Origin of the sequence: Streptomyces sp. AP-93 (assembly GCF_022808175.1) — a bacterium.
Lineage (GTDB): Bacteria > Actinomycetota > Actinomycetes > Streptomycetales > Streptomycetaceae > Streptomyces.
Genome location: NZ_JALGBX010000013.1, coordinates 177741 through 197565, shown reverse-complemented (window position 1 = coordinate 197565; position 19825 = coordinate 177741). Strand labels below are relative to the sequence as shown.

Here is a 19825-nt window from a genome sequence, read left to right as displayed (position 1 = left end):
GAGTGACCTACAGCCGTTGCCAGAGCGCCGGGACCACCGGCGGCTCCCAGCCCGTCTGGGCCTGGTGGCCTTGGATGCAGCGGTAGCTCGCGCCGCCGTAGGTGACGGTGGCGCCGGCCGCGTAGACGGAGCCGGCCTTCCAGGTGCCGCCGGGCTCGGGGTTGCCCGGGCCGGGGCCCGGGTCTGTTCCGGTGACCTTGAGGGTCAGGCCGTAGGAGGACAGGATCGGGTTCAGCGGCTGGAAGAAGGTGGTTCCCCCGCTGGAGCAGTTGCCGGAGCCGCCCGAGGTCACGCCCTGAGCCTGGCTTCCGGAGATGTAGGAGCCGCCGGAGTCACCGGGCTCGGCGCAGACCGTCGTACGGGTGACGCCGGAAATGGTGCCCTCGGGGTAGGTGACGCTGGTGTTGTGCTGCTGGATGGTCCCGCAGTGCCAGCCGGTGGTCGATCCGGAGCGGCACACCGAAGCCCCGACGGGTTGCAGCACCGAGCCGGTGACCTGCACGTTCGTCCCGCCGCTGCCCTTGACGTAGGGGGTGGAGGACCAGTTGGCGTTCGCCGCCACCCAGGCCATGTCGTTGCCGGGGAAGACGGAGGCCTGGAAGGAACCCTGGGCGACCTGGTTGAAGCCGCTGGTGGTGGTCCCGGCCCGCCCGCAGTGCCCGGCGGTGGCGAAGCCGTTCACCGTGCCCTTGGTGATCGGGAATCCCACCGAGCAGCGGCCGCTGCCGTTCATGTAGTACGCGTCCCCGCCGCGCAGGTCGTACAGCGGGCGCGGGGCCTCGGCGGTTCGGACCACCGTGACCAGTGCCGGGTCGGTCCCGGTGGCCGCCAGCAGGCCGGCCGCGGCTCCGGGCCGGGTCTCCTCGACGACCAGGGTGTTGCCGCGCGGGTCGACGTAGCGGACCGGGGTCCCGGCGGTGGCGGCCCGGTCCAGCGCGGCCTTCGCGGTGTCCAGGTCGGCCAGGGAGCGGCCGACCAGCTTCGCCCGGGCCCCGGTGGCCCGTATGGAAGCGGTGTCGGCGGCCCGGGTGGTGGCCACGGTCAGGGTCCCCGCGTCGGCGCCGTCCAGCCAGGCTCCGGCGAAGGCCGCGCCGAGCCGGGCCTGGAGCCGGGCGGCGGTGGCCCCCGCCTCGGCCTCGTGGGCCAGGCGGGCCTTGGCCTGTGTGGGGGTCAGGCCGAGGTCGCGCTGCATGGCGGTGAGCAGCTCGGGAGGAGCTTCTGAGGTGCGCAGGGTGGCGGAGGCCGACTTCTGCGGGCGCGCGGTGTCGGTGGCGTCCGCGGGGGCGGCGGTGGCAACGGCGCCGGTGGCGGCCAGCAGCAGCCCGGCGGCCGCCAGGGCGGTACACGCCGCGCGGGCGTGTCGCTTGAGCATGGGGGATCTCCTCGGTTCGTGGGGGTCAGCGACACCGTAGGAATCCCAACGCTCCTGCGGGAGATGCCGGTTGGCCCCTCCCCCGGTGTTATGGCCGCGCGGTGGAGGCCTCCTCCGCCGGGAGGCCGGTGGGCGGGCGGGGCCCCGTCCGGCCTACGCCCGTTCCGCCAGTGCCGCCGCGACCGCGACCGCGGAGGATCGGGCCAGCGCCTCCGTGTGCGCGTCCCGGGCGTGCTTCAGCACCGCTGCCGCGCGGGCGGCTGCCCGCGCCGCCGGATGCCAGCCGAGCAGGTGCCTCCACACCAGTGGGCTCCCGGCGAGCGGCCTGGTCACGAGCCCGGGGGTCACGGGGAACGTCGCCCGGCACAGGCCCACGGCCCGCCCGACCTGTACGAGGTGCACGCACGAAGCCGTGTCCGTCTCGTACACGCACGCCGGGGTGAACCCGGCGCGCACGCACGCCGCCGCGAAGCAGTCCCCGAAGCACCCGTCGCCCGGTACGTCCGTCCATGCCTCGGCGGCCAGCTCCGCCAGCTCGATCCGCGGCCGCCGCGCCAGCGGGTGGTCCTCGGCCAGCATCACGTGCACCGGGTCCCGTGCCACCTCCCTCCACGCGAGCCGCCCCGGCTCCGGCGGGGCGCTCTCCCCGCACACCCCGACCAGGGCGAAGTCCAGCCTGCCGGCGGCCACGCCCCCGGCGACCTCCCGTTCCGACCACGAGGTGTACGTGGTCACCGGTACACCGGGCTCCTGCCGGATGATCCGGTCCACGAGCCCGCCCAGCAGCGGCCCGTGCGTTCCCCCGAGCCGGTAGCCGGCCGTGCCCTGCCGGGCGAAGCGCACCGCCTCCTCCTGAAGCTCGCACACGGCCGGCAGCACCACGCGGGCCCGTTCCAGCACCAGCTCCCCGAGCGCGGTGGCTCGTACGCCGTCCCGCCCCCGGACGAAAAGCGGCCCGTCCAGCGCCCGCTCGATCCGTTTGAGCTGGGTGCTCAGAGCGGGCTGTGTGAGCCCCAGCACGGTGGCCGCGCGGGTCAGGCTGCCGGCGTCGGCGACGGCTCTGACGATCTTGAGGTGCCTCAACTCCAGATCCATGCCCTGAGCTTGGTCCAGACCTGTGGGCGTGCGCTATGGGTGTGCGCCATGGGTCTGCGCTACGGGTCTGCCGCATTCGGAATCCGCCGGCCGCCAGGATCGGGTGTCTGCCCTGCTCAGGAGGGTGCGATGCTTCATGCACGCCGGCAGTGAGCCGGCTCGACGAAAGGTGCGGTCACATGGCGGCAGGATTCTCGGAGTGGAAAGTCAACCGGCAGTATGCGGAGAACGACCGTGTCGTTCATTTCGGCAGGCAGTACCGGTGCCTGGTGACGCACAAATCCAATTCCGCGAGCAATCCGGCAACGACCGTCAAGATGTGGCAGCCCTACGCCGGCTGAGCGGCCTGCGTTCTCAGCCCGCGGCGAGCTGGGCGAGACCCCGATTGGGAGCGCTCTCAGCCGTCGGCCCGTCCCGGCGCTAGGCTGTAGACGATCCGGCGACCGCAGAGGTCCGCACCACCCTGCGTGTCGCCGCCCCCGTCGACGAGGAGCATCCGCCTTGCCCGAGCAGTCCCCCGGGTCCCGCCCCACCCTGGAAGCCGTCGCGGCGCGTGCGGGAGTCTCCCGGGCCACCGCCTCGCGGGTCGTCAACGGGGGCGACGGGGTCCGCAAACCGCTGGTCGACAAGGTGCTCCGGGCGGTCGACGAGCTCGGCTACGTCCCCAACCACGCCGCCCGGACGCTGGTGACCCGGCGAACGGGCGCGGTGGCCGTCGTCATCGCGGAGCCGGAGGTGCGGATCTTCTCGGACCCCTTCTTCTCCCAGCAGATCCGGGGCATCAGCAAGGAGCTGACCGCCCACGACACCCAGCTCGTCCTGCTGCTGGTGGAGGGTCCGGGGGACTTCGACCGGATCACCCGGTACCTGTCCGGCGGGCACGTGGACGGCGCGCTCGCCTTCTCGCTGCACACGGACGACCCGCTGCCCGCGATCACCCGGCGAGCGGGGATTCCGACCGTGTTCGGGGGCCGGCCCGGCTGGACCGCCGACCCTGGCGAACGGGCCGTTCCGTACGTCGACGCCGACAACCGGGGCGGGGCCCGGGTCGCCGTGCAGCACCTGCGTGACCTCGGGCGGGAACGGATCGCGCACATCGGCGGGCCGCCCGACCAGACCTCGGCGATGGACCGCCTCGACGGCTACCGGGACGTGCTGCTGGACATGGATCCGACGCTCGTCGCCGAGGGCGCCTTCACCGTGGAGAGCGGGGCGCGGGCGATGGCGGAGCTGCTGGAACGGCGGCCCGACCTGGACGCGGTGTTCGTCGCGAACGACCTGATGGCGTCGGGGGCGCTACGGGTCCTGCGGGAGCGCGGGATCGCGGTGCCGGAGCAGGTGGCGGTCGTCGGGTTCGACGACATGGATCCGGTGGCCAAGGAGACCGACCCGCCGCTGACCACCGTCAGGCAGGACATCGAGGGCCAGGGGCGGCTGATGGCCCGGCTGCTGCTGCGCATCCTCGACCGTACGGGGAACGGCGCGGCACCGGACTCGGTGATCACCCCGACCATGCTGGTCCGGCGGGCCTCGGCCTGACCCCCGACGCGCGCGTACGGCGGGTCTCCGCCCCGAGGAGCCGAAGACCCGCCGCGCCGATCGTGCCCGTACGTCTGGTTCGTCCACGCAGGAGGGACTACACGTACGGGATCTTCAGCACCGCCGCGTCCGTGCCCGTCTGCACCTGTGACGTGCCATGGCCCAGCGCGTTCCAGATCTCCAGGCGGACGGTGCCGTTCTTGAGTTCGCCCAGACTGCCCGTGACGGCTTGCGCGCCGACCGCCTGCGTGTACTCCTCCCAGCCCGCGACCGGGTCGGTCGCGAAGTAGCGGAAGGTTTCCGTGCGGTCGAAGGTGCCGTCACCGGTCAGGTCGTAGCTGACCCGGACCTGCGGGGCGAGCCCGACTTTGGTGCCGGCGTCCACCCTGAGGCGGAACGCGGTGGCGGCCCCGGCGGACACCTTGCCGTTGACCTGCTTCGCCTCGTAGACGGTCGGCCGATACGGGGTGCCGTCCCGGTTCACGCCGTCGGCCGAGGCCAGGGTGTCCGCGCCGGCCGGGTCGGTGGTGGCGGTGGTGAGGACGCCGCCGGTCTTGAGGCGGAAGGTGTTGCCGGTGGACGGGCCCGGCTCCTCCGGGTCCGGGTCTCCGCCGCCGGGCCCGGTGCCCGTGGCCGTCGAACGGGCCGGTACGGAAAGGGTTCTGCCGTCCGAGAAGGTCACCGTGCGGGTGGTCGAGCCGTGGTTGTGCGCGGTGTAGGTGCGGGTTCCGTTCTTGGTGAAGACGGCGGAGGTGGGCAGGTCTCCACTGACCGTCATGTCCGGTGCGCCGAGGGTGTCGAGGGTGTTGATCCAGTGGTAGGTGTGCGCCTTGGACTCGCCCTGCTCGGGGGTGTAATTGCCGTTCGCACCGTCCCACTTGGCCTTCGCCGCAGCCGGATCGGTCAGTGCCTCGAATTCCCAGAGCAGGTCGCGCCACTCCTGGGCCGGGCCGCCGTTCTCGCGCTCCATCTCGGCGATGTTCCGCTTGATGGCGGCCTTTTCACGGGCCAGGTGGAGTGAACCTCCGGTCACGGGCAGGACGTTGATGCCGTGGATCTCCTCCGGGTTGGCGGTCCACCAGGTGGAGTACGCGGCGCCGCTGCCCCAGACCATGCCGACCGTGCCGTACTTGTACGAGGCGGGGAAGACCTGCTCGCTCGCGTCGAACCAGTACTGGGTGATCGCCTCGGACTCCGTCGTCAGCAGGTAGCTGCCGAGGTCGCGGAGCGAGGTGTCGCCGGTCGCCGCGCCCCAGAGCACGAGGCCGGCGCTGAGGTTGACGGACTCCGACGAGGACTCCTGGTTGTTGCCGGCCGCGAAGCCCTGGTGGCCGGAGGCCCAACTGTGGCCCGCGTACACGTCGAAGCCGCGCAGGAAGGGGTACGCCGCGTCGGTGCGGCTCGGGTTGGCCGTGTCGCGGATCAGGTGCTTGATCATCGCGCCCCAGGCCGAGTCGGCCGCCCAGGCCTGGTCGTACTGGGCGATGATCGCCGCCGCGTAGACGTAGTAGCTGTAGTGGAAGTGGTGGTCGTTGAGTTCGGTGTCGCTGCCGTACGAGGCCGGGTAACCGGTGAGGGTCTTCCAGTCCTTGTCGTAGCTGAACCCGCTCGCTCCGCCCGCCGTGAACCACTCCTGGAGCCGGCCCTTCATCAGGCCCAGGAGCTTGTCGCGGGTCGCGGTCTGGCCGATCTGGTCGGCCACGGGCACCAGTTGGGCGAGGCGGCCGAGCGCCTTTCCGGTCCAGTAGGTGTCGGAGGCCCCGGAGAACGGGTCGGAGGCATGGGCGACCTCGTTGAGGTAGCCGGTCAGCCGGGCCCGGTCGACGCCGCCGGCGGCGGGCAGGGCGGGCACCACGCCGTTGTTCTTCTGGCTGGTGGTGAAGGAGGCGGACTCGCGGACCTTCATGGTGCCGCGTGGTGAGACGTACGTGTAGGGGGTCAGCGCGTCGGTCGTGTGCAGCCACTGGTGGCGGTAGAGGGCCTGGAGCGTGCCGCGCTCGGCGCCCTCCTTCGCCTCCGTGGTCAGGGTGTAGGTCGCCCGGACGTCGCCGCCGGCGCTCTGCCAGGCCACCTGGGAGCCGGTGACGAAGCTGAAGGCGTACTTCCGGTAGGTCGCGAGCGCGTCCGTGGAGGGCAGGACGGCGAGCGAGAAGTAGTCCTTGCCCGCGAGTCCGGCGGTGATCGTGGTGCCGGAGACGTTCCAGTCGGCGCCGGTCGGGGCGAAGAGGGCGTAGTGGTGACCGGCGACCGTGATGCCGACGACGTTGCCGTTGTCCGCGAAGACGGTGGGCGTGGAGGCGGTCGTGATGCGGGCGTCGCCGCCGGAGCCCTTTGCGTACACGAACGGCATGCCGTGGCCGATGGTGGCCCGGAAGGTGCGGGAGCCGTCCGCCCAGTACGGGGTGACCGTCCAGTCGGACCAGGCGTCGGCCTTGGTGTCGGGAGAGTTCAGGCCGGTGAGGCCGACGGTGAGGTCGGCCTTGTGGGCGTACTCGTACTGCCGGCCGTCACCGACGATCGCGGGCGCGGTCGGGTAGCCGACCTCCAGGCCGGAGGCCTTGGCCTGGTAGGTGAGGGGGTGACCGTACATGGGGGTGGAGTACGGGTTGTCGCCGTAGCGCTGGTAGGCGAGCGAGGTCCACCAGTCGTTGGTCGGGACCGGCTTGTCCCGGGCGGCGGCGGTGAGTTTGGGGGTGACGGGGGCGCCGGTGTTCGTGGTGGGGCCTGACGTACCGGCAGGCCGGGTGTCGGTGTAACTGCCGGACCCTGCCGGGATGGTGGCGGCGGCCGCCGGAGAGGCGGCGGGGCCCAGGCCGACGGCGGCCAGGCCGATGGCCAGGAGCGTCGCCACTGCGGGTCTGGAGAGGGAGGCTTGCACGAAACACACCTCGATCACGTGGGGGGAAGAGCGCGTTCGAGAGCGCTCTCAAGTGCCAAGGAACGTAAATCTCCTGAAACCTCAGTGTCAAGGGAGCATGCTCAACGCGCAGTTGGGCCCAGCGCCAAGCTGTTATGCGTTCGAGTCTTGACGAGGGACAGGCGGTGGGGGACGCTCCAGACGCACGCACTGAGAGCGCTCTCAACGCGCTCGGTTCAGCCCGAAGTCAAGGGAGGCTTCCCATGCCCATCGCCCGAGCCGCCAAGAGAGCCACAGCCCGCCTCGGCGCGGTCGTCCTCACGGGGGCCCTCCTCGCCGCCTGTGGATCCAGCGCCTCGCCGGACGCCTCCGAGGGCGTGGGCGGAAGAGTCACCCTCTCGATCGACCTCTTCGGATCCTTCGGCTTCAAGGAGGCCGGGCTCTACGAGGAGTACCAAAAGCTCCACCCCAACGTGACGATCAAGCAGAGCGACACCCAGGACGAGGCGGACTACTGGAAGTCGCTTCAGACCCGCCTCGCGGGCGGCGGCGGTCTCGCGGACGTGCAGGGCGTCGAGGTCGGCCGGATCGCGTCGGTCACCCAGCAGCAGTCCGACAAGTTCCAGGACTTGAAGGCGTTCGGGGCCGACAAGCTCGCGGGCCAGTTCGCCGAGGCCAAGTGGTCTGCGGCGACCACGAAGGACGGCAAGGTCCTCGGCCTCGGCACGGACGTGGGCCCCGAGGCCATGTGCTACCGCACCGACCTCTTCAAGCAGGCCGGTCTCCCCACCGACCGCGGGGAGCTCGCGAAGAAGTGGTCCACGTGGGACGGATACCTGGAGCTGGGCAAGGAGTACAAGAAGAAGGCACCCGCCCAGAGCGCCTGGCTGGACAGCATCGGATCCCTCTACGGGGTCATGATCGGCCAGGAGAAGGAGCGGTACTACGACGCCTCCGGCGAGTTGATCTACGAGAAGAACCCGGCGGTCAAGACGGCTTGGGACACCTCCGTGAAGGCGGCCGAGGCCGGCCTGAGCGCCAAGCTCGACCAGTGGTCCCCGCAGTGGAACCAGGCCTTCGCCGCCGGTTCGTTCGCCACCATCCCGTGCCCGGCCTGGATGCTCGGCTACGTCAAGGGCCAGGCTGGTGACGCCGGCCAGGGCAAGTGGGACGTCGCCAAGCTGCCCGGTGGCGCGGGCAACTGGGGCGGCTCGTACCTCTCGATCCCGCGTGCCGCCAAGCACAAGGAGGAGGCGTACAAACTGATCGAGTGGCTCACCGCGCCCGAGCAGCAGGCGAAGGTCTTCCAGAAGCAGGGCAACTTCCCCTCCTCGACGGGCGCGATCGCGAAGATCGCGGACGCCGAGGACCCCTACTTCTCCGGCGCCCCGATCGGCCAGATCTTCGGTGACGCGGCCAAGGAGTCCCCGGTCCAGGTGCTGGGCGTGCACGACCAGAACGTGATGCAGCAGCTGACGAACGCGCTGAGCGAGGTCGAGCGCAAGGGAGTCTCGTCGGGCACGGCGTGGGAGACGGCGAAGAAGGGCGTGGCGAACGTCATCGGCTGACACCGGTCGCGGGGCGACCGGCCGTCGTCCTCCCCGGCGGCCGGTCGCCCGCGCACCTCGGCGAACCGGCCGCAGCCCCTACCCCTACCCCTTCCCTCCCCCTCCCGCCCCCGTAACCCCTCCTGCCCCGATCCACCGAAGGGCCGCATCGTGTCCCCCACCTCCACCGCGAAGGCCGGCTCCCGCCCGGCCAGGACCGGATCCGGTCCCGGATCCGGCCCCGGGACCGGCCCGGACGACGGTCCGGCAGCCGCTCTCCGGCGTACGTGGCGCAAGGCCTCTCCGTACGCCTACATCGCCCCCTTCTTCACCCTGTTCCTCGCCTTCGGCCTCTTCCCGCTCCTCTACACGGCGTTCGTCTCCCTCTACCGCGTCGAGCTCCAGACGAGCGGCGAGATGGAGTGGCGGGGCATCGCCAACTACACCGCGCTCTTCACCGACGAGTACTTCTGGATCTCGCTGCGCAACACGTTCACCATCGGCGTGCTGTCCACCGTGCCGCAGCTCGCGATGGCACTGGGCCTGGCCCACCTGCTCAACTACAAGCTGCGCGGGCGGACGTTCATCAGGACCGCGGTCCTGCTCCCCTACGCGACGTCCGTCGCCGCCGCCACGCTCGTCTTCGCGCAACTCTTCGGCCGCGACTTCGGGCTGATCAACTACGTGATCGGGCTCGTCGGTGTCGACCCGGTGGACTGGCAGACGGGCACGGTCGCCTCACAGATCGCCGTGTCGACGATCGTGATCTGGCGCTGGACCGGCTACAACGCACTGATCTACCTGGCGGGCATGCAGTCGATCCCGCACGAGCTGTACGAGGCCGCGGGGATCGACGGCGCCTCTCGCTGGCGGCAGTTCATCCACGTGACGCTTCCCGGACTGCGTCCGACCATCGTCTTCACCGTGATCATTTCGACGATCGGCGCGACCCAGCTCTTCGGTGAGCCACTGCTGTTCGAGGGATCGATCTCCGGCGGCATCTCGCACCAGTACCAGACCCTCGGCCTGTACATGTACGAGCAGGGCTGGGGCTTCTTCCACCTGGGGCGGGCCGCGGCCATCGCCTGGGTGATGTTCGTCCTGATCGTGGTGCTCGTCGGGGTCAACGCCCTGATCGCGCGCCGCCGCGCACGCAAGGAGGCCGGCCGATGACCGCGCTCGCCCCACCACCGACCGCGCCCGAGAAGCGCCGCCCTCCGCGGGATCGGCCGGGCAAGCCCCCCTGGCTCCACAAGGGCGGCGGGGCCGGGAGGACGATGACGGGCGGCTGGCTCGCCTACCTCGTCCTCGGTTTCGCGCTGCTGATCTCGGCGTTCCCCTTCTACTGGACGATCGTCGCGGCGAGCCGGTCCAACGCCGACCTGGCGCAGGTGCCGCCGAGCCTGCTGCCCGGCCCGAACCTGATCAAGAACTTCGAGGCGGTCCTCGAAGAGGCCGACATCGGCAAGGCGCTGCTCAACTCGCTGATCGTCTCCGGGTCCATCACCGTGGGCACGGTGCTCTCCTGCACGTTGGCCGGGTTCGCCTTCGCCAAGCTGAAGTTCCGGGGCCGGGGCGCCCTGCTGACGCTGACGATCGGGACGATGATGATCCCGCCGCAGCTCGGCGTGATCCCGCTGTTCATGCTCATCGCCGAACTCCAGTGGGTGAATCAGCTCCAGGCGGTGATCCTGCCGGGTCTGGTGTCGGCGTTCGGGGTGTTCTTCATGCGCCAGTACCTGATCCAGTCGCTGCCGGACGAGCTGATCGAGGCGGCCCGCATGGACGGGGCCTCCACGGCCCGCATCTTCTGGTCGATCGTGATCCCGATCGCGCGGCCGGGGATGGCGGTGCTCGGGATGCTCACGTTCATGACGGCGTGGAACGACTTCTTCTGGCCGGTCATCGCGCTGTCCTCGCAGGAGCCGACCGTGCAGGTCGCTCTGCGGCAGCTCGGCGGCGGCTACGTCAACGACCAGTCGGTGATCATGGCCGGCACGCTGCTCGGCACGCTGCCGGTGCTGCTCGTCTTCGGCCTGCTGGGCCGGCAGATCGTCGGCGGCATCATGCAGGGGGCCGTCAAGGGCTGACGCGTTCCCCGGCCCCACCAGCCCCATCTGATCGTCCCCCTCCGATCGTCCCCCTACTCCCTGGAGTGTCCGTCCCATGACCGCTGTCGATGCCCGCCCGGCGACCTCCACGGGCACGCGCCCCGAGACCGGGACGGGGCTCCGCTTCCCCACCCGATTCCGCTGGGGGACGGCCACCGCCGCCTACCAGATCGAGGGAGCCGCCGCCGAGAACGGCCGGACGCCCTCCATCTGGGACACCTTCAGCCGCACCCCCGGCAAGGTCCGCAACGGTGACACCGGTGACATCGCCGCCGACCACCTGCACCGGATGCCGGACGACGTGAAGCTGATGAAGGAGCTCGGCGTCACGGACTACCGCTTCTCCGTCTCCTGGCCCCGGGTCCAGCCGACGGGGCGGGGCCCGGCCGTGGAGCGCGGCCTGGACTTCTACCGCCGCCTGGTGGACGAGTTGCTGGCGAACGGCATCAGGCCCGTCGCGACGCTCTACCACTGGGACCTCCCGCAGGAGCTGGAGGACGCCGGCGGCTGGCCGGAACGGGACACCGCACACCGGTTCGCGGAGTACGCGGGCCTGGTGGCCCGGGCGCTCGGCGACCGGGTGACGACTTGGACGACGCTGAACGAGCCTTGGTGCGGGGCGTTCCTGGGGTACGGGAACGGGGTCCACGCCCCCGGGCGCACCAGCAACCTCGCCGCGCTGCGTGCCGCCCACCATTTCAACCTGGCCCACGGCGGCGCGGCCCGCGTCCTGCGTGACCGCCTCCCGTCCACCGCCGAGATCTCCCTGACCTTGAACCTCCACGCCCTGCGCCCGCTGACGGACACCGCGGCGGACCGGGACGCGGTGCGCCGGATCGACGCGGTGGCGAACCGGATCTTCGTGGACCCGGTCTTCCACGGGCGGCTGCCGCAGGACCTGGTGGATGACACGGCGGGGGTGACCGACTGGTCGTTCGTCCGGGACGGCGACCTGGAGGTCGCGTCCACCCCGATCGACTCGCTGGGCATCAACTACTACTCCCCCAGCGTGGTTTCGGCGGGCTCCTCCGCTTCCCCCGCCCCCTGGGCGGGAGCCGAGGAGCATGTGGCGTTCACCCCGGCGGCGGGCCCGCGCACGGCGATGGACTGGCCGGTGGACGCGGACGGGCTGTACGAGTTGCTGACCCGGCTGCGCGACGAACTCCCGCACCTCCCCCTCCTGGTGACGGAGAACGGGGCGGCGTACGACGACTACGCGGACCCGGAGGGGCGGGTCCACGACCCGGAGCGGGTGGCGTACCTCGACGCGCACCTGACGGCCGTACACCGGGCGATCGAGGACGGTGTGGACGTACGCGGCTACTTCCTGTGGAGCCTGCTGGACAACTTCGAGTGGGCATACGGCTACAGCAAGCGCTTCGGTATCGTCCACGTGGACTTCGCGTCCCAGCGCCGGACGGTGAAGGACAGTGCGCGATGGTACGCGGAGGTGATCGCGCGGGGCGGGCTGGCGCGGGGCTGATGGGGATCTCTCCTGCGCGCGGTCCTGGGAACGTCCCGGGGCCGTCCGCGTCGAACCACGCGCACGACCAAGGATCCGGGTACCGAGAACGGCGTTGCCCACGACCCGCGTCGTACTCTCGAACCGTGCACGAGAACGAGATCAAACTCAAAGCCATCGCCGCGCTCACCGCCCTGCGCGCGGATGTCGGCGAAGGCCTCGCCTCCGACCTGCTCGCGGAAGTGACCCCCGGTCACTTCCTGGTGCCGGCGGGAGCCGACCCCGAAGAGGTCGGCGGCGCCGTGCTCGACCAGCTCTCCGCGCCGCTGAGCGCTCTGGTCAACGGTTTCATCGCCGCCTTCGCGGCGGTCGCCTACGCGTACGACGAAACCGGCGCGGAGCCCGGTACCGACGCGATCCTGCAGGAACTCGCCCTTCGTCTGGCCCGCGAGGACGGTCAGCAGTCGCCCTGACACACCCGGACGGGTCCCGGACCAGCAGGCGCCCTGGACGGCGATTCGGCTCGCGCACGGGTGGCCCGTAGGCCACGGTGGACCTTCCCTGCACCATTCGTGTTCCGAGGAGGCCCGTCATGAACTGGACGCTCGAAGTGGTTCTGGTCCCTGTCACCGACATGGACCGGTCGAAGGAGTTCTACGCGGACAAGGTCGGCTTCGGGGTCGACCTCGACAGCGAGGTCGCGCCCGGCATCCGCATCATCCAGCTGACCCCGCCCGGCTCGCGCTGTTCGATCGCGCTGGAGCACGGGGATGCCCCCGGCGCCCGGTACGCGCCAGATGACACCGGGCACGCTCCAGGGCCTGCAGCTCTGCGTCACCGATATCGAGGCCGCGCGCGAGGAGCTGACGGTGCGCGGCGTCGAGGTGTCGCCGGTGCGGCACGTCGGCGAGAAGGGCTGGGAGGACGGCAAGGGTGACACCTGGAACTCCTTCCTGACCTTCTCCGACCCGGACGGCAACGGTTGGGTCGTCCAGGAAGCACCCTCGGAGCTGTCGGAACGCTGACGGCTGCGACGACCCCCGCGTTCCGCCTCGGCGGCGGGGCCGGGCTCCCCCGCAGTCGGCGCGGCAGTATTGAACACGTTCAAACCTTCTGCCAGTATGGGCGTCGAGCACCTGCCGGAGCACGGGAACATGAACCCCCCTGTCTTCGAGGCGGGTTGCCACGACTTCCGGGGGTCCCGCGGCATGCTGATCGTCTACGCCCTCTACCTGCTGATCGTCCTCGTCCTCACGGCCGCCCCGGGCGCGGCCCTCGGCTTCGGGTGCATCGCGGTGAGCCGGGGGCGGGCGCGCGCCGCCAGGATCGCGCTGCTGCTGGCCCTCGGGGCAGCCTGTGCAACGTTGTGGCTACTGGCGGTGGGCGTGGACAGCCACTGGGCACCGCCGATAGCCGGCATGTCCTTCGCCGGGACCCTCATCGCGGGGTTCACGACCCTGGGGCGCCAGAACCGCAGACTCCTCGCCCAGCAGTACGAGGCCTTGCCCTGGCCCCCATGGCCGCCGGCAGCCACCGGGCGCTAGGACCCGTCCTCAGCGCCCGCCGGCACGACCGGCCGGGCTCGGGTCCTGTTCCCGGATCGCCCAGGGGGAACCGTACGCGGTGAGCAGGTCGAGGAAGGGGCGGGGCGGCAGGGCCTCCGGGCCGAGGACTCCGGACCCGGACCACACGTCGGCGGCGAGCAGTTCGAGGGCCACCACCGGGTTGACGGCGGTCTGCCAGACCACGGCCTGGGAGCCGTACTCGCGCATGGACCACTCGTTGTCGACCACGTGGTAGAGGTACACCTCGCGCGGCAGGTTGTCCTTGGTGCCCTTGACCCAGGTCCCGGCGCAGGTGCGGCCGGTCATCCGGTCACCGAGGGTCGCGGGGTCGGGCAGGCAGGCCGCGACCACGTCGCGCGGTGAGACGCGGACCGGGCTGCCGTCCTCGCCGCGGACGGTGACCGGTTCGGTGGAGTCCAGGCCGAGCGCGTGGAGGGTCTTGAGCTTGCCGATGAAATCGTCGCCGAGGCCGTACTTGAAGGTGACCCGGCGGGCTCCGACCCAGCGCGGGACGAGGAGGACCTCCTCGTGCTCGACGTTGACGCACTCCACGGGGCCGATGCCCTCGGGGAAGTCGAAGACCTCCGGCTCGCTGAACGGTTCGGTGGTGAACCAGCCGCGCTCGCGCTCGTACACCACGGGAGGGTTCAGGCACTCCTCGATCGTCGTCCAGATGTTGAAGGACGGTGCGAAGTCGTAGCCCTCGACGGTCAGATCGGCCCCGTCCCGGATGCCGAGCTCCTCGATGTCGTCGAAGAGTTCCTCGGCCGCGTAGCGGGCGAAGACGTCCGAGAGGCCGGGCTCCACGCCCATGCCGACGAGCGCGAGCCGGCCCGACTTCTCCCACTCCGCGGCCCGTTCGAACTGCTCGTCGCCGAGCTTCACCCCGCACGTGCCGTACGGGTCCGCAGGGTGCGGGCGGGACAGCGACATGGCCATGTCCACATAGTGGGTGCCGGCCGCCAGCGCGGCGTTGAACAGCGGCATCACGAAGCGCGGGTCGGTTGCGTTCATCAGGACGTCGCACCCGTGCTCGGTGAGCAGCCGGGCGACTTCCTCCTCGTCGGAGGCGTCCGCGCGGCAGGCGGTGAAGCGCTGCTCCGCCTCACCCAGGGCGGCGACGGCGGCCTCGGCCCGGGTCAGGTCGTAGTCGGCGACGACGAAACGGTCGAAGAAGCCGCGGCGGGCGGCGATCTTGGCGATCGCACTCCCGACGCCGCCGGCACCCACAAGCAGAACGCGCATGGCGAGGTCCTCTCTCGGTGGGGCGTGTGCCCCAGGGGGCTGATGGAACCGTCTGCCAAGAGTTAAGGTCAATGCTGTTGGCATAAGGGCGGGGAACGGTCCAGGAGGCGAGTCCGCGATGCCTAAGGACGTGGTTGCGGAGGAGGCCCGCCGACGGCGGCGTCCGACCCGGCAGGGCACGGTGCTCTCCGAGCGGCTGATCGTCGAGACGGCGCTGCGGATGGTGCGGGAGCACGGCGGCGCGGGCCTGACCGCCCGGCGGCTCGGCGCCGCCCTGGGCGCGGACCCCAGCACCCTCTACCGCTACTTCGACGGCATGGACGGGCTCACCCTCGCCATCGGTGAGGAGCTCATCGGCCGGGCCCTCGCCGGCTGGGTCCCGACCGGGCGGTGGCGCGAGGACCTGCGCTCCCTGGGCCTGCGCATCCACGGTGCCTACCTCGCCCATCCGCAGGCCGCCCTGCTGACCGCGAGCCGGGTGACCGGGCGCCCCCGGGAGATCGCGGCCGACGAGGCCATCCTCGGCAGCCTTCGCGGCGCGGGGTTCGGCGACGAGGACGCCGTACGGATCTACCACGCCTACATCGACCAGTGTCTGGCCTTCGCGGCGCTCGACGCGGGTTCCCTGGCGCTGACGGAGCAGGCCCGGGAGTCCGATGAGGAGCGGTGGGAGTCGACGTACGCCCGCCTGCCGGCCGGGACGTACCCGAACATCGCGGCCACCGCCGGACTCCTCGCGGCCCGGATGCCGCAGAGCGCCTATCCGGTCGCGCTGGACATGCTGCTGGAGAGCGCCGAGCGTGAGCTGGCCGGCGCGCGCGGGGGCGCGGGCGCCCGCCGCCGCCCGACGGGCCGACCGGCCGCGCCCTGAGGACGTCGGGCTCCGCGGACGACGCGCCCTGAGCAGGACTGTGCGTTCGTCATGATGCGCAGGTCTTTCGGTAAGGGAGGTCCGGGAGGTAGGTGTGCCAGTCGGACCGGGAGAGTCCGGATCCCGCACGAGTGCAGACCGACTCCGCGAGTCGGACCGGGGTCACCTGGTGGGTGCGGACGGTGCTGTGTTCGCCCATGCTGTGCAGGGTTCGTCCGTCGGGAGAGAAGGCGACGGCGACGATCCCGTCGCCCGGGGCCGGCAGCGGTGGTCCCAGTGGTTGGCCCGAGTTCACGTCCCAGAGCCGGAGCGTGCCGGAGGCGCCCGCCACGGCAAGGGTCCGGCCGTCGGGAGAGAAGGCCAAGGCGGTGACGGACCTCGCGGAGTCGAGGCCGACCGCGTCGAACCCGGCCGGGAGGGTGGCCAGTCGTCGCTCGGCGTCCCCGTCCCACAGGGTGACCCCGCCCGTCGTGTCGCCGACCGCCAGGCGCGTGCCGTCGGGGCTGTAGGTCATCACCCCGCCCCGTTCCGTGGTGGGGCCCCGCTCGGTGCGCCGGCCGGTGGTGATGTCGAAGGTGTTCGAGGGGGTCGCGAGGAGTCGGCCGTCGGGGCGGACCGCGACCGGGGCGGCTCGGTCGCTCCGCGGGCCGGCCGTGGAGGAGATCCGGTCCTTCGTGAGTTCCTGGGGTCGGGTCCGGCGTCCGCTCGCCAAGTCCCGGACGTCCAGGGCGTCAACGCCCGCGCGCGTCGTGAGCAGGGACCGGCCGTCGGGCGAGACGGCCAGTCCCGTGATGGGCATCCGGGCGGCGAACGGCGGTTCCGCGCCCGTGGGGAGCGGGCGGGACGAGTCCGTCCGCACGTCCCACAGGGTCGGCTCCTGGGCGGTCTGCCGTTGTGCGTCCGCGGCTTCGGAGCCTTCGGCGGACTCGGTTCGGGCGTGGGCGAGGGTTCGTCCGTCGGGGGTGAGCGCGAGCAGGACACGGCAGTCACGTTCTGCGGGCGTTTCGGTGGATCCCGGTACGGCCTTCGGGCAGTCGGCCGACGGGGTGCGGGCGGTGCGCCGGCCGTCGGCGACGGCGTAGGCCTCGAACCAGGTGCCGGCGCCCTGCCGGCGGTCGACCGCGACGGTCGTGGCGTCCGCGCTGAAGGCGCCCGTCGACGCCGGTTCGGGGTTCCAGTCCGGTGTCGCGGCCGGTCCGTAGGAGATCGTACGCACCATGGTGTCCCCGAGCCGGCGTTCGGTCAGGTACCTGATGACGCCGTCCTTCGGGTCGATCCGGAGCTGGGAGGCGGCCCCGTTGGCGAGGGAGTAACGGAAGACCGGCCGTTCGGGCGCGGCGAGTCGCCACATCAGGATCTCCCGGCCGTCGACGGCCGCGGCGAACCGGCCGTCGGGGCTGGTGGTCACCTCGGTCAGGCCGTGGTGATCGATCCTGGCCGGTTCCCTGCCCGTGATCGGGTCCCACAGGCTCAGGCCGTCCGTCGCCCGGGTCACGAGGACGGCGCCGTCGCCGGTGAATCGGAACGAGTCGACGGCACACCCGCCGGGTCGGGTGGCGGGCAGCTCCGTGCTCCGGGCCACGTCCCAGACCTTCAGGGGCACGTCGGTTCGTTCGAAGGAGTTCGCGGCATCCCCTCCCCTGGCGCACAGGGCCAGGTGGCGTCCGTCCGGGCTGAGCGCCCACATCGGATGCCGTCCGGTCGGCACCTCCAGCAGGGTGCGGCCGTTTCGTGCGTCCCGGAGCGAGAGCCGGCTGGTGGCACCGTCCATGTCCAGGTTGGCGACGACCTGTTCGGCAGCGGTCCAGGTGATGGAAGGGCCCGCCGGCCGGGGCGCGGCGTCGAGCGCCGTCCCGGACGCCAGGTCCAGTCGACGCGCCCCGGTCCCGGATCCGGGCTCCGTCTTCCCGCCGGTCCGCTGCACCAGGGCGGTGCGGCCGTCCGGGGAGATCCCGCGGAACAGAGTGTCCGGGTCGAGGGCCGTCTCCGGCCCGACCGGCGTCCTCTTCGTGACGTCCCAGGCGCGTACGGAGTCCACGTCGACGGTGACCGCGATGCGGCCGTCCGCGCTCAGCCGGACCGGGAGCGCCGGATGGGAGTTCCAGGGGCCCGCCGCGTCCGGCACGTCGTAGGCGTCCGACTCGGCCTGGACGGACGCCGCCAGCAGCGCCGACCGGGTCTCGGCGGTCTCGGCGAGCCGCCAGGCGGCCACGCTCAGCCGCATCGCCAGCGCAGGGTCGGAGCTCCGCAGGCCCTGGGCCACGGCTGCCAGCTGACCGGCGGTCAGTTCCTTCCCCTTGGCCCGCCGGATCTCGGCGTCGACCCGCTGGCGGACGTTGTCGCGGCCCTGCTGCCAGGCGGTCGTGCCCGCCACCGTGAGGAGGACGAGGAGGAGGCCGACGACCGAGGTCACGCCGCGGCGGATTCGATGCGTGCGGGCCCGGGACGCGAGGCCCGCACGGAGGAACTCCCGCTCCGTCGGGATCAGCTCGGCGGAGCGGCCCGCGTCGTGCGCGAACGTGGCCTCGGCCTCGGCCAGTTCCCCTCCCCGCAGGAGCGCCCCGGCGTCGCGTCGGCGGGTCAGCCAGTTCTGGGTGGCCTGGGTCAACCGGCGGTGGCGTCGCAGCCGTTCGCGGTCGGTGTCGATCCAGCCGCGCAGCCGCGGCCACGCGGTGATCAGGGCTTCGTGCGCCAGGTCCACGACGTCCCGGTCCAGGGTGACGAGCCGGGCCCGGGCCAGCCGGTCCAGCACGGACCCCGCCTCGGCGGCCTCCGGCGAGTCCGGTGGCACGAGGGTGTCGCGGGGGACGGGACGCCGGGTGTCGGGGGCTCCGTCGCCGGGGGTGATCAGGTTCAGCAGGAGGCGACGCGCGACGGGGGCGCGGTCGGAGCCCAGTTCCGCGTACACCTCCTCGGCGGTCTGGGCCAGGGCGCCGCGCAGGCCACCGGCCGCCTCGTGTCCGGCCAGGGTCAGCGTGCGGCCGCGGCGGCGCCGCCAGGTCTCCAGCAGGGCGTGGGAGAGCAGCGGCAGGCTGCCGGGTTCGCGGGTGACCTCTTCCACGAGCCGGGCCGTGAGGGCACGTTCGACGGTGAGACCGGCCGCCGCGGCGGGGCGCACGATCGCGCCGCGCATCTCCTCGGCGGTCAGCGGGCCCACGGGGAGGGTCGCGGCTCGGGCGGCCTCGGCCAGGGCGGGGTGGGCCAGACAGTTCGCGTAGAAATCGGCGCGCACGCCGAGCACCACGCGGATCCGGCTTCCGGGGTGGCGGGCGGCGAGGAGGGCCGCGAGGAAGTCCCGTCGTTCGTCGGGGTCTGCGCAGAGGGTGAAGACCTCCTCGAACTGGTCGACGATCAGCCAGGTCTCGCCGTCTCCGGCGGCCGGGGTGAGAACCGGCGCGTGGGTCCGCATCGGGTGTTCGCCGGGGGTGAGGACGCGCACGGCCGCGGCGGGCGGCAGCGGCGGGGCGGAGCGGCGCAGCCGCGGGATGAGACCGGCCCGCAGCAGGGAGGACTTGCCGCTGCCGGAGGGGCCGAGGACGACGCCGAAGCGGTGTTCGGCGAGCAGGGCCGTCAGTTGGTCGGTCAGGCGTTCCCGGCCGAAGAACACCGGCTCGTCCTCGGGTTCGAAGCGTGTCAGGCCCCGGTAGGGCGGAGTGCCGCCGGTGTCGGCGGCGAGCTCGAGGGAGGCCAGGGCCTCGGTCGCGGATTCGGCTTCGGCCTCGCGCCACCGTCGTTCCCATTCCGTACGGGCGCCGCCGCAGGCCTCGGCGTAGGCCAGCGCCACGGGCAGGCTCGGGAGCCGGTTCCCGGCGGCGGCCTGGGAGAGCGCCGTCACCGAATAGCCGGCCCGCGCGGACAGTTCGCGGTAGGGGACGGAGCCGGCCGCCCGGCGCAGTGTGCGGAGCTCACCGGCGAACCGGGCGGTTGGACCAGCCTGTGGGTCGAGCGCCTTCTCCGGCCGTCCCGCTCCGCTTCCCATGCTGCTCCCCTCCCCCGGGATCAAGATCTTTTCCACCGTAGGAGGGGGCACCAGCAGCCACAAGAGCCTCTTCGGCCAGGAAATCAATTGTTCAGCCGCCCGGATCGAGGCTGCTGAACAATGCGCGAGCCGGTGGACTGCTGCCGTACCCCGGTCGCCGCGCGGCCCGGACGGCTCGCCCT

The 19825-nt window shown here is 71.9% G+C and carries 14 protein-coding genes and 1 pseudogene; 10 read left to right on the top strand and 5 right to left on the bottom strand.

Annotated elements, in window-relative coordinates; all coding sequences use genetic code 11:
- Positions 1-7 precede the first annotated feature (7 nt).
- Positions 8-1372, bottom strand: a complete 1365-nt coding sequence (locus MTF69_RS22570) for a carbohydrate-binding protein (RefSeq protein ID WP_243337016.1) — start codon at positions 1370-1372, stop codon at positions 8-10.
- A 153-nt stretch (positions 1373-1525) separates the two neighbouring features.
- On the bottom strand, positions 1526-2467 hold the full coding sequence (locus MTF69_RS22565; RefSeq protein ID WP_243337015.1) for a LysR family transcriptional regulator: 942 nt from the start codon (positions 2465-2467) through the stop codon (positions 1526-1528).
- Between the two features lie 179 nt (positions 2468-2646).
- On the opposite strand from MTF69_RS22565, the gene MTF69_RS22560 reads away from it, so the two are divergent.
- Both MTF69_RS22560 and MTF69_RS22555 read left to right on the top strand, forming a co-directional pair.
- Positions 2647-2808 carry a carbohydrate-binding protein gene (locus MTF69_RS22560; RefSeq protein ID WP_243337014.1) on the top strand — a complete coding sequence of 54 codons (162 nt, stop codon included), beginning with the start codon at positions 2647-2649 and terminating at the stop codon, positions 2806-2808.
- A 160-nt stretch (positions 2809-2968) separates the two neighbouring features.
- Positions 2969-4006, top strand: a complete 1038-nt coding sequence (locus tag MTF69_RS22555; protein WP_243337013.1) for a LacI family DNA-binding transcriptional regulator — start codon at positions 2969-2971, stop codon at positions 4004-4006.
- Positions 4007-4103: 97 nt separating this feature from the next.
- On the opposite strand, the gene MTF69_RS22550 is transcribed toward MTF69_RS22555, so the two are convergent.
- A complete protein-coding gene (locus MTF69_RS22550; protein WP_243337007.1) occupies positions 4104-6902 on the bottom strand; it encodes a glycosyl hydrolase in 2799 nt (932 codons plus the stop codon).
- A gap of 224 nt (positions 6903-7126) precedes the next feature.
- Between MTF69_RS22550 and MTF69_RS22545 the strand changes: the two genes are divergently transcribed.
- The 7 genes and pseudogenes from MTF69_RS22545 to MTF69_RS22515 all read left to right on the top strand — a co-directional run bounded on the left by MTF69_RS22545 (position 7127) and on the right by MTF69_RS22515 (position 13527).
- The gene (locus MTF69_RS22545) at positions 7127-8431 is read left to right on the top strand and encodes an ABC transporter substrate-binding protein (RefSeq protein WP_243337005.1); all 1305 of its coding nucleotides are present in this window, start codon (positions 7127-7129) and stop codon (positions 8429-8431) included.
- A 150-nt stretch (positions 8432-8581) separates the two neighbouring features.
- Positions 8582-9583 (top strand): carbohydrate ABC transporter permease, encoded by a 1002-nt coding sequence (locus MTF69_RS22540; protein WP_243337003.1) that lies wholly within the window; start codon positions 8582-8584, stop codon positions 9581-9583.
- Entirely contained in the window at positions 9580-10500 is a 921-nt protein-coding gene (locus MTF69_RS22535; protein ID WP_243337002.1) for a carbohydrate ABC transporter permease, read from the top strand. The genes MTF69_RS22540 and MTF69_RS22535 overlap by 4 nt, the downstream gene beginning before the upstream one ends.
- A 76-nt stretch (positions 10501-10576) precedes the next feature.
- Entirely contained in the window at positions 10577-12004 is a 1428-nt protein-coding gene (locus tag MTF69_RS22530; protein ID WP_243337000.1) for a GH1 family beta-glucosidase, read from the top strand.
- A 125-nt stretch (positions 12005-12129) separates the two neighbouring features.
- Complete coding sequence (locus tag MTF69_RS22525; RefSeq protein ID WP_243336993.1) at positions 12130-12456, top strand: hypothetical protein; 327 nt, start codon at positions 12130-12132, stop codon at positions 12454-12456.
- 119 nt (positions 12457-12575) lie between these two features.
- A pseudogene (locus MTF69_RS22520) lies at positions 12576-13008 on the top strand (VOC family protein).
- A 129-nt stretch (positions 13009-13137) separates the two neighbouring features.
- The gene (locus MTF69_RS22515) at positions 13138-13527 is read left to right on the top strand and encodes a hypothetical protein (protein WP_243336992.1); all 390 of its coding nucleotides are present in this window, start codon (positions 13138-13140) and stop codon (positions 13525-13527) included.
- 9 nt (positions 13528-13536) lie between these two features.
- Here the strand turns inward: MTF69_RS22515 and MTF69_RS22510 are convergent, their stop codons facing one another.
- A complete protein-coding gene (locus MTF69_RS22510; protein WP_243336990.1) occupies positions 13537-14793 on the bottom strand; it encodes a saccharopine dehydrogenase family protein in 1257 nt (418 codons plus the stop codon).
- Between the two features lie 118 nt (positions 14794-14911).
- On the opposite strand from MTF69_RS22510, the gene MTF69_RS22505 reads away from it, so the two are divergent.
- On the top strand, positions 14912-15664 hold the full coding sequence (locus MTF69_RS22505) for a TetR/AcrR family transcriptional regulator (protein WP_243336988.1): 753 nt from the start codon (positions 14912-14914) through the stop codon (positions 15662-15664).
- Positions 15665-15713: 49 nt separating this feature from the next.
- Here the strand turns inward: MTF69_RS22505 and MTF69_RS22500 are convergent, their stop codons facing one another.
- Entirely contained in the window at positions 15714-19643 is a 3930-nt protein-coding gene (locus tag MTF69_RS22500; RefSeq protein ID WP_243336986.1) for a DNA-binding protein, read from the bottom strand.
- Positions 19644-19825: the final 182 nt, after the last annotated feature.

What these genes read in the sequence shown, in the direction of transcription:
- MTF69_RS22570 (WP_243337016.1), bottom strand. Translation starts at nt 1,372, where the DNA reads ATGCTCAAGCGACACGCCCGCGCGGCGTGTACCGCCCTGGCGGCCGCC.
- MTF69_RS22565 (WP_243337015.1), bottom strand. Translation starts at nt 2,467, where the DNA reads ATGGATCTGGAGTTGAGGCACCTCAAGATCGTCAGAGCCGTCGCCGAC.
- MTF69_RS22560 (WP_243337014.1), top strand. Translation starts at nt 2,647, where the DNA reads ATGGCGGCAGGATTCTCGGAGTGGAAAGTCAACCGGCAGTATGCGGAG.
- MTF69_RS22545 (WP_243337005.1), top strand. Translation starts at nt 7,127, where the DNA reads ATGCCCATCGCCCGAGCCGCCAAGAGAGCCACAGCCCGCCTCGGCGCG.
- MTF69_RS22535 (WP_243337002.1), top strand. Translation starts at nt 9,580, where the DNA reads ATGACCGCGCTCGCCCCACCACCGACCGCGCCCGAGAAGCGCCGCCCT.
- MTF69_RS22530 (WP_243337000.1), top strand. Translation starts at nt 10,577, where the DNA reads ATGACCGCTGTCGATGCCCGCCCGGCGACCTCCACGGGCACGCGCCCC.
- MTF69_RS22515 (WP_243336992.1), top strand. Translation starts at nt 13,138, where the DNA reads ATGAACCCCCCTGTCTTCGAGGCGGGTTGCCACGACTTCCGGGGGTCC.
- MTF69_RS22510 (WP_243336990.1), bottom strand. Translation starts at nt 14,793, where the DNA reads ATGCGCGTTCTGCTTGTGGGTGCCGGCGGCGTCGGGAGTGCGATCGCC.
- MTF69_RS22505 (WP_243336988.1), top strand. Translation starts at nt 14,912, where the DNA reads ATGCCTAAGGACGTGGTTGCGGAGGAGGCCCGCCGACGGCGGCGTCCG.
- MTF69_RS22500 (WP_243336986.1), bottom strand. Translation starts at nt 19,643, where the DNA reads ATGGGAAGCGGAGCGGGACGGCCGGAGAAGGCGCTCGACCCACAGGCT.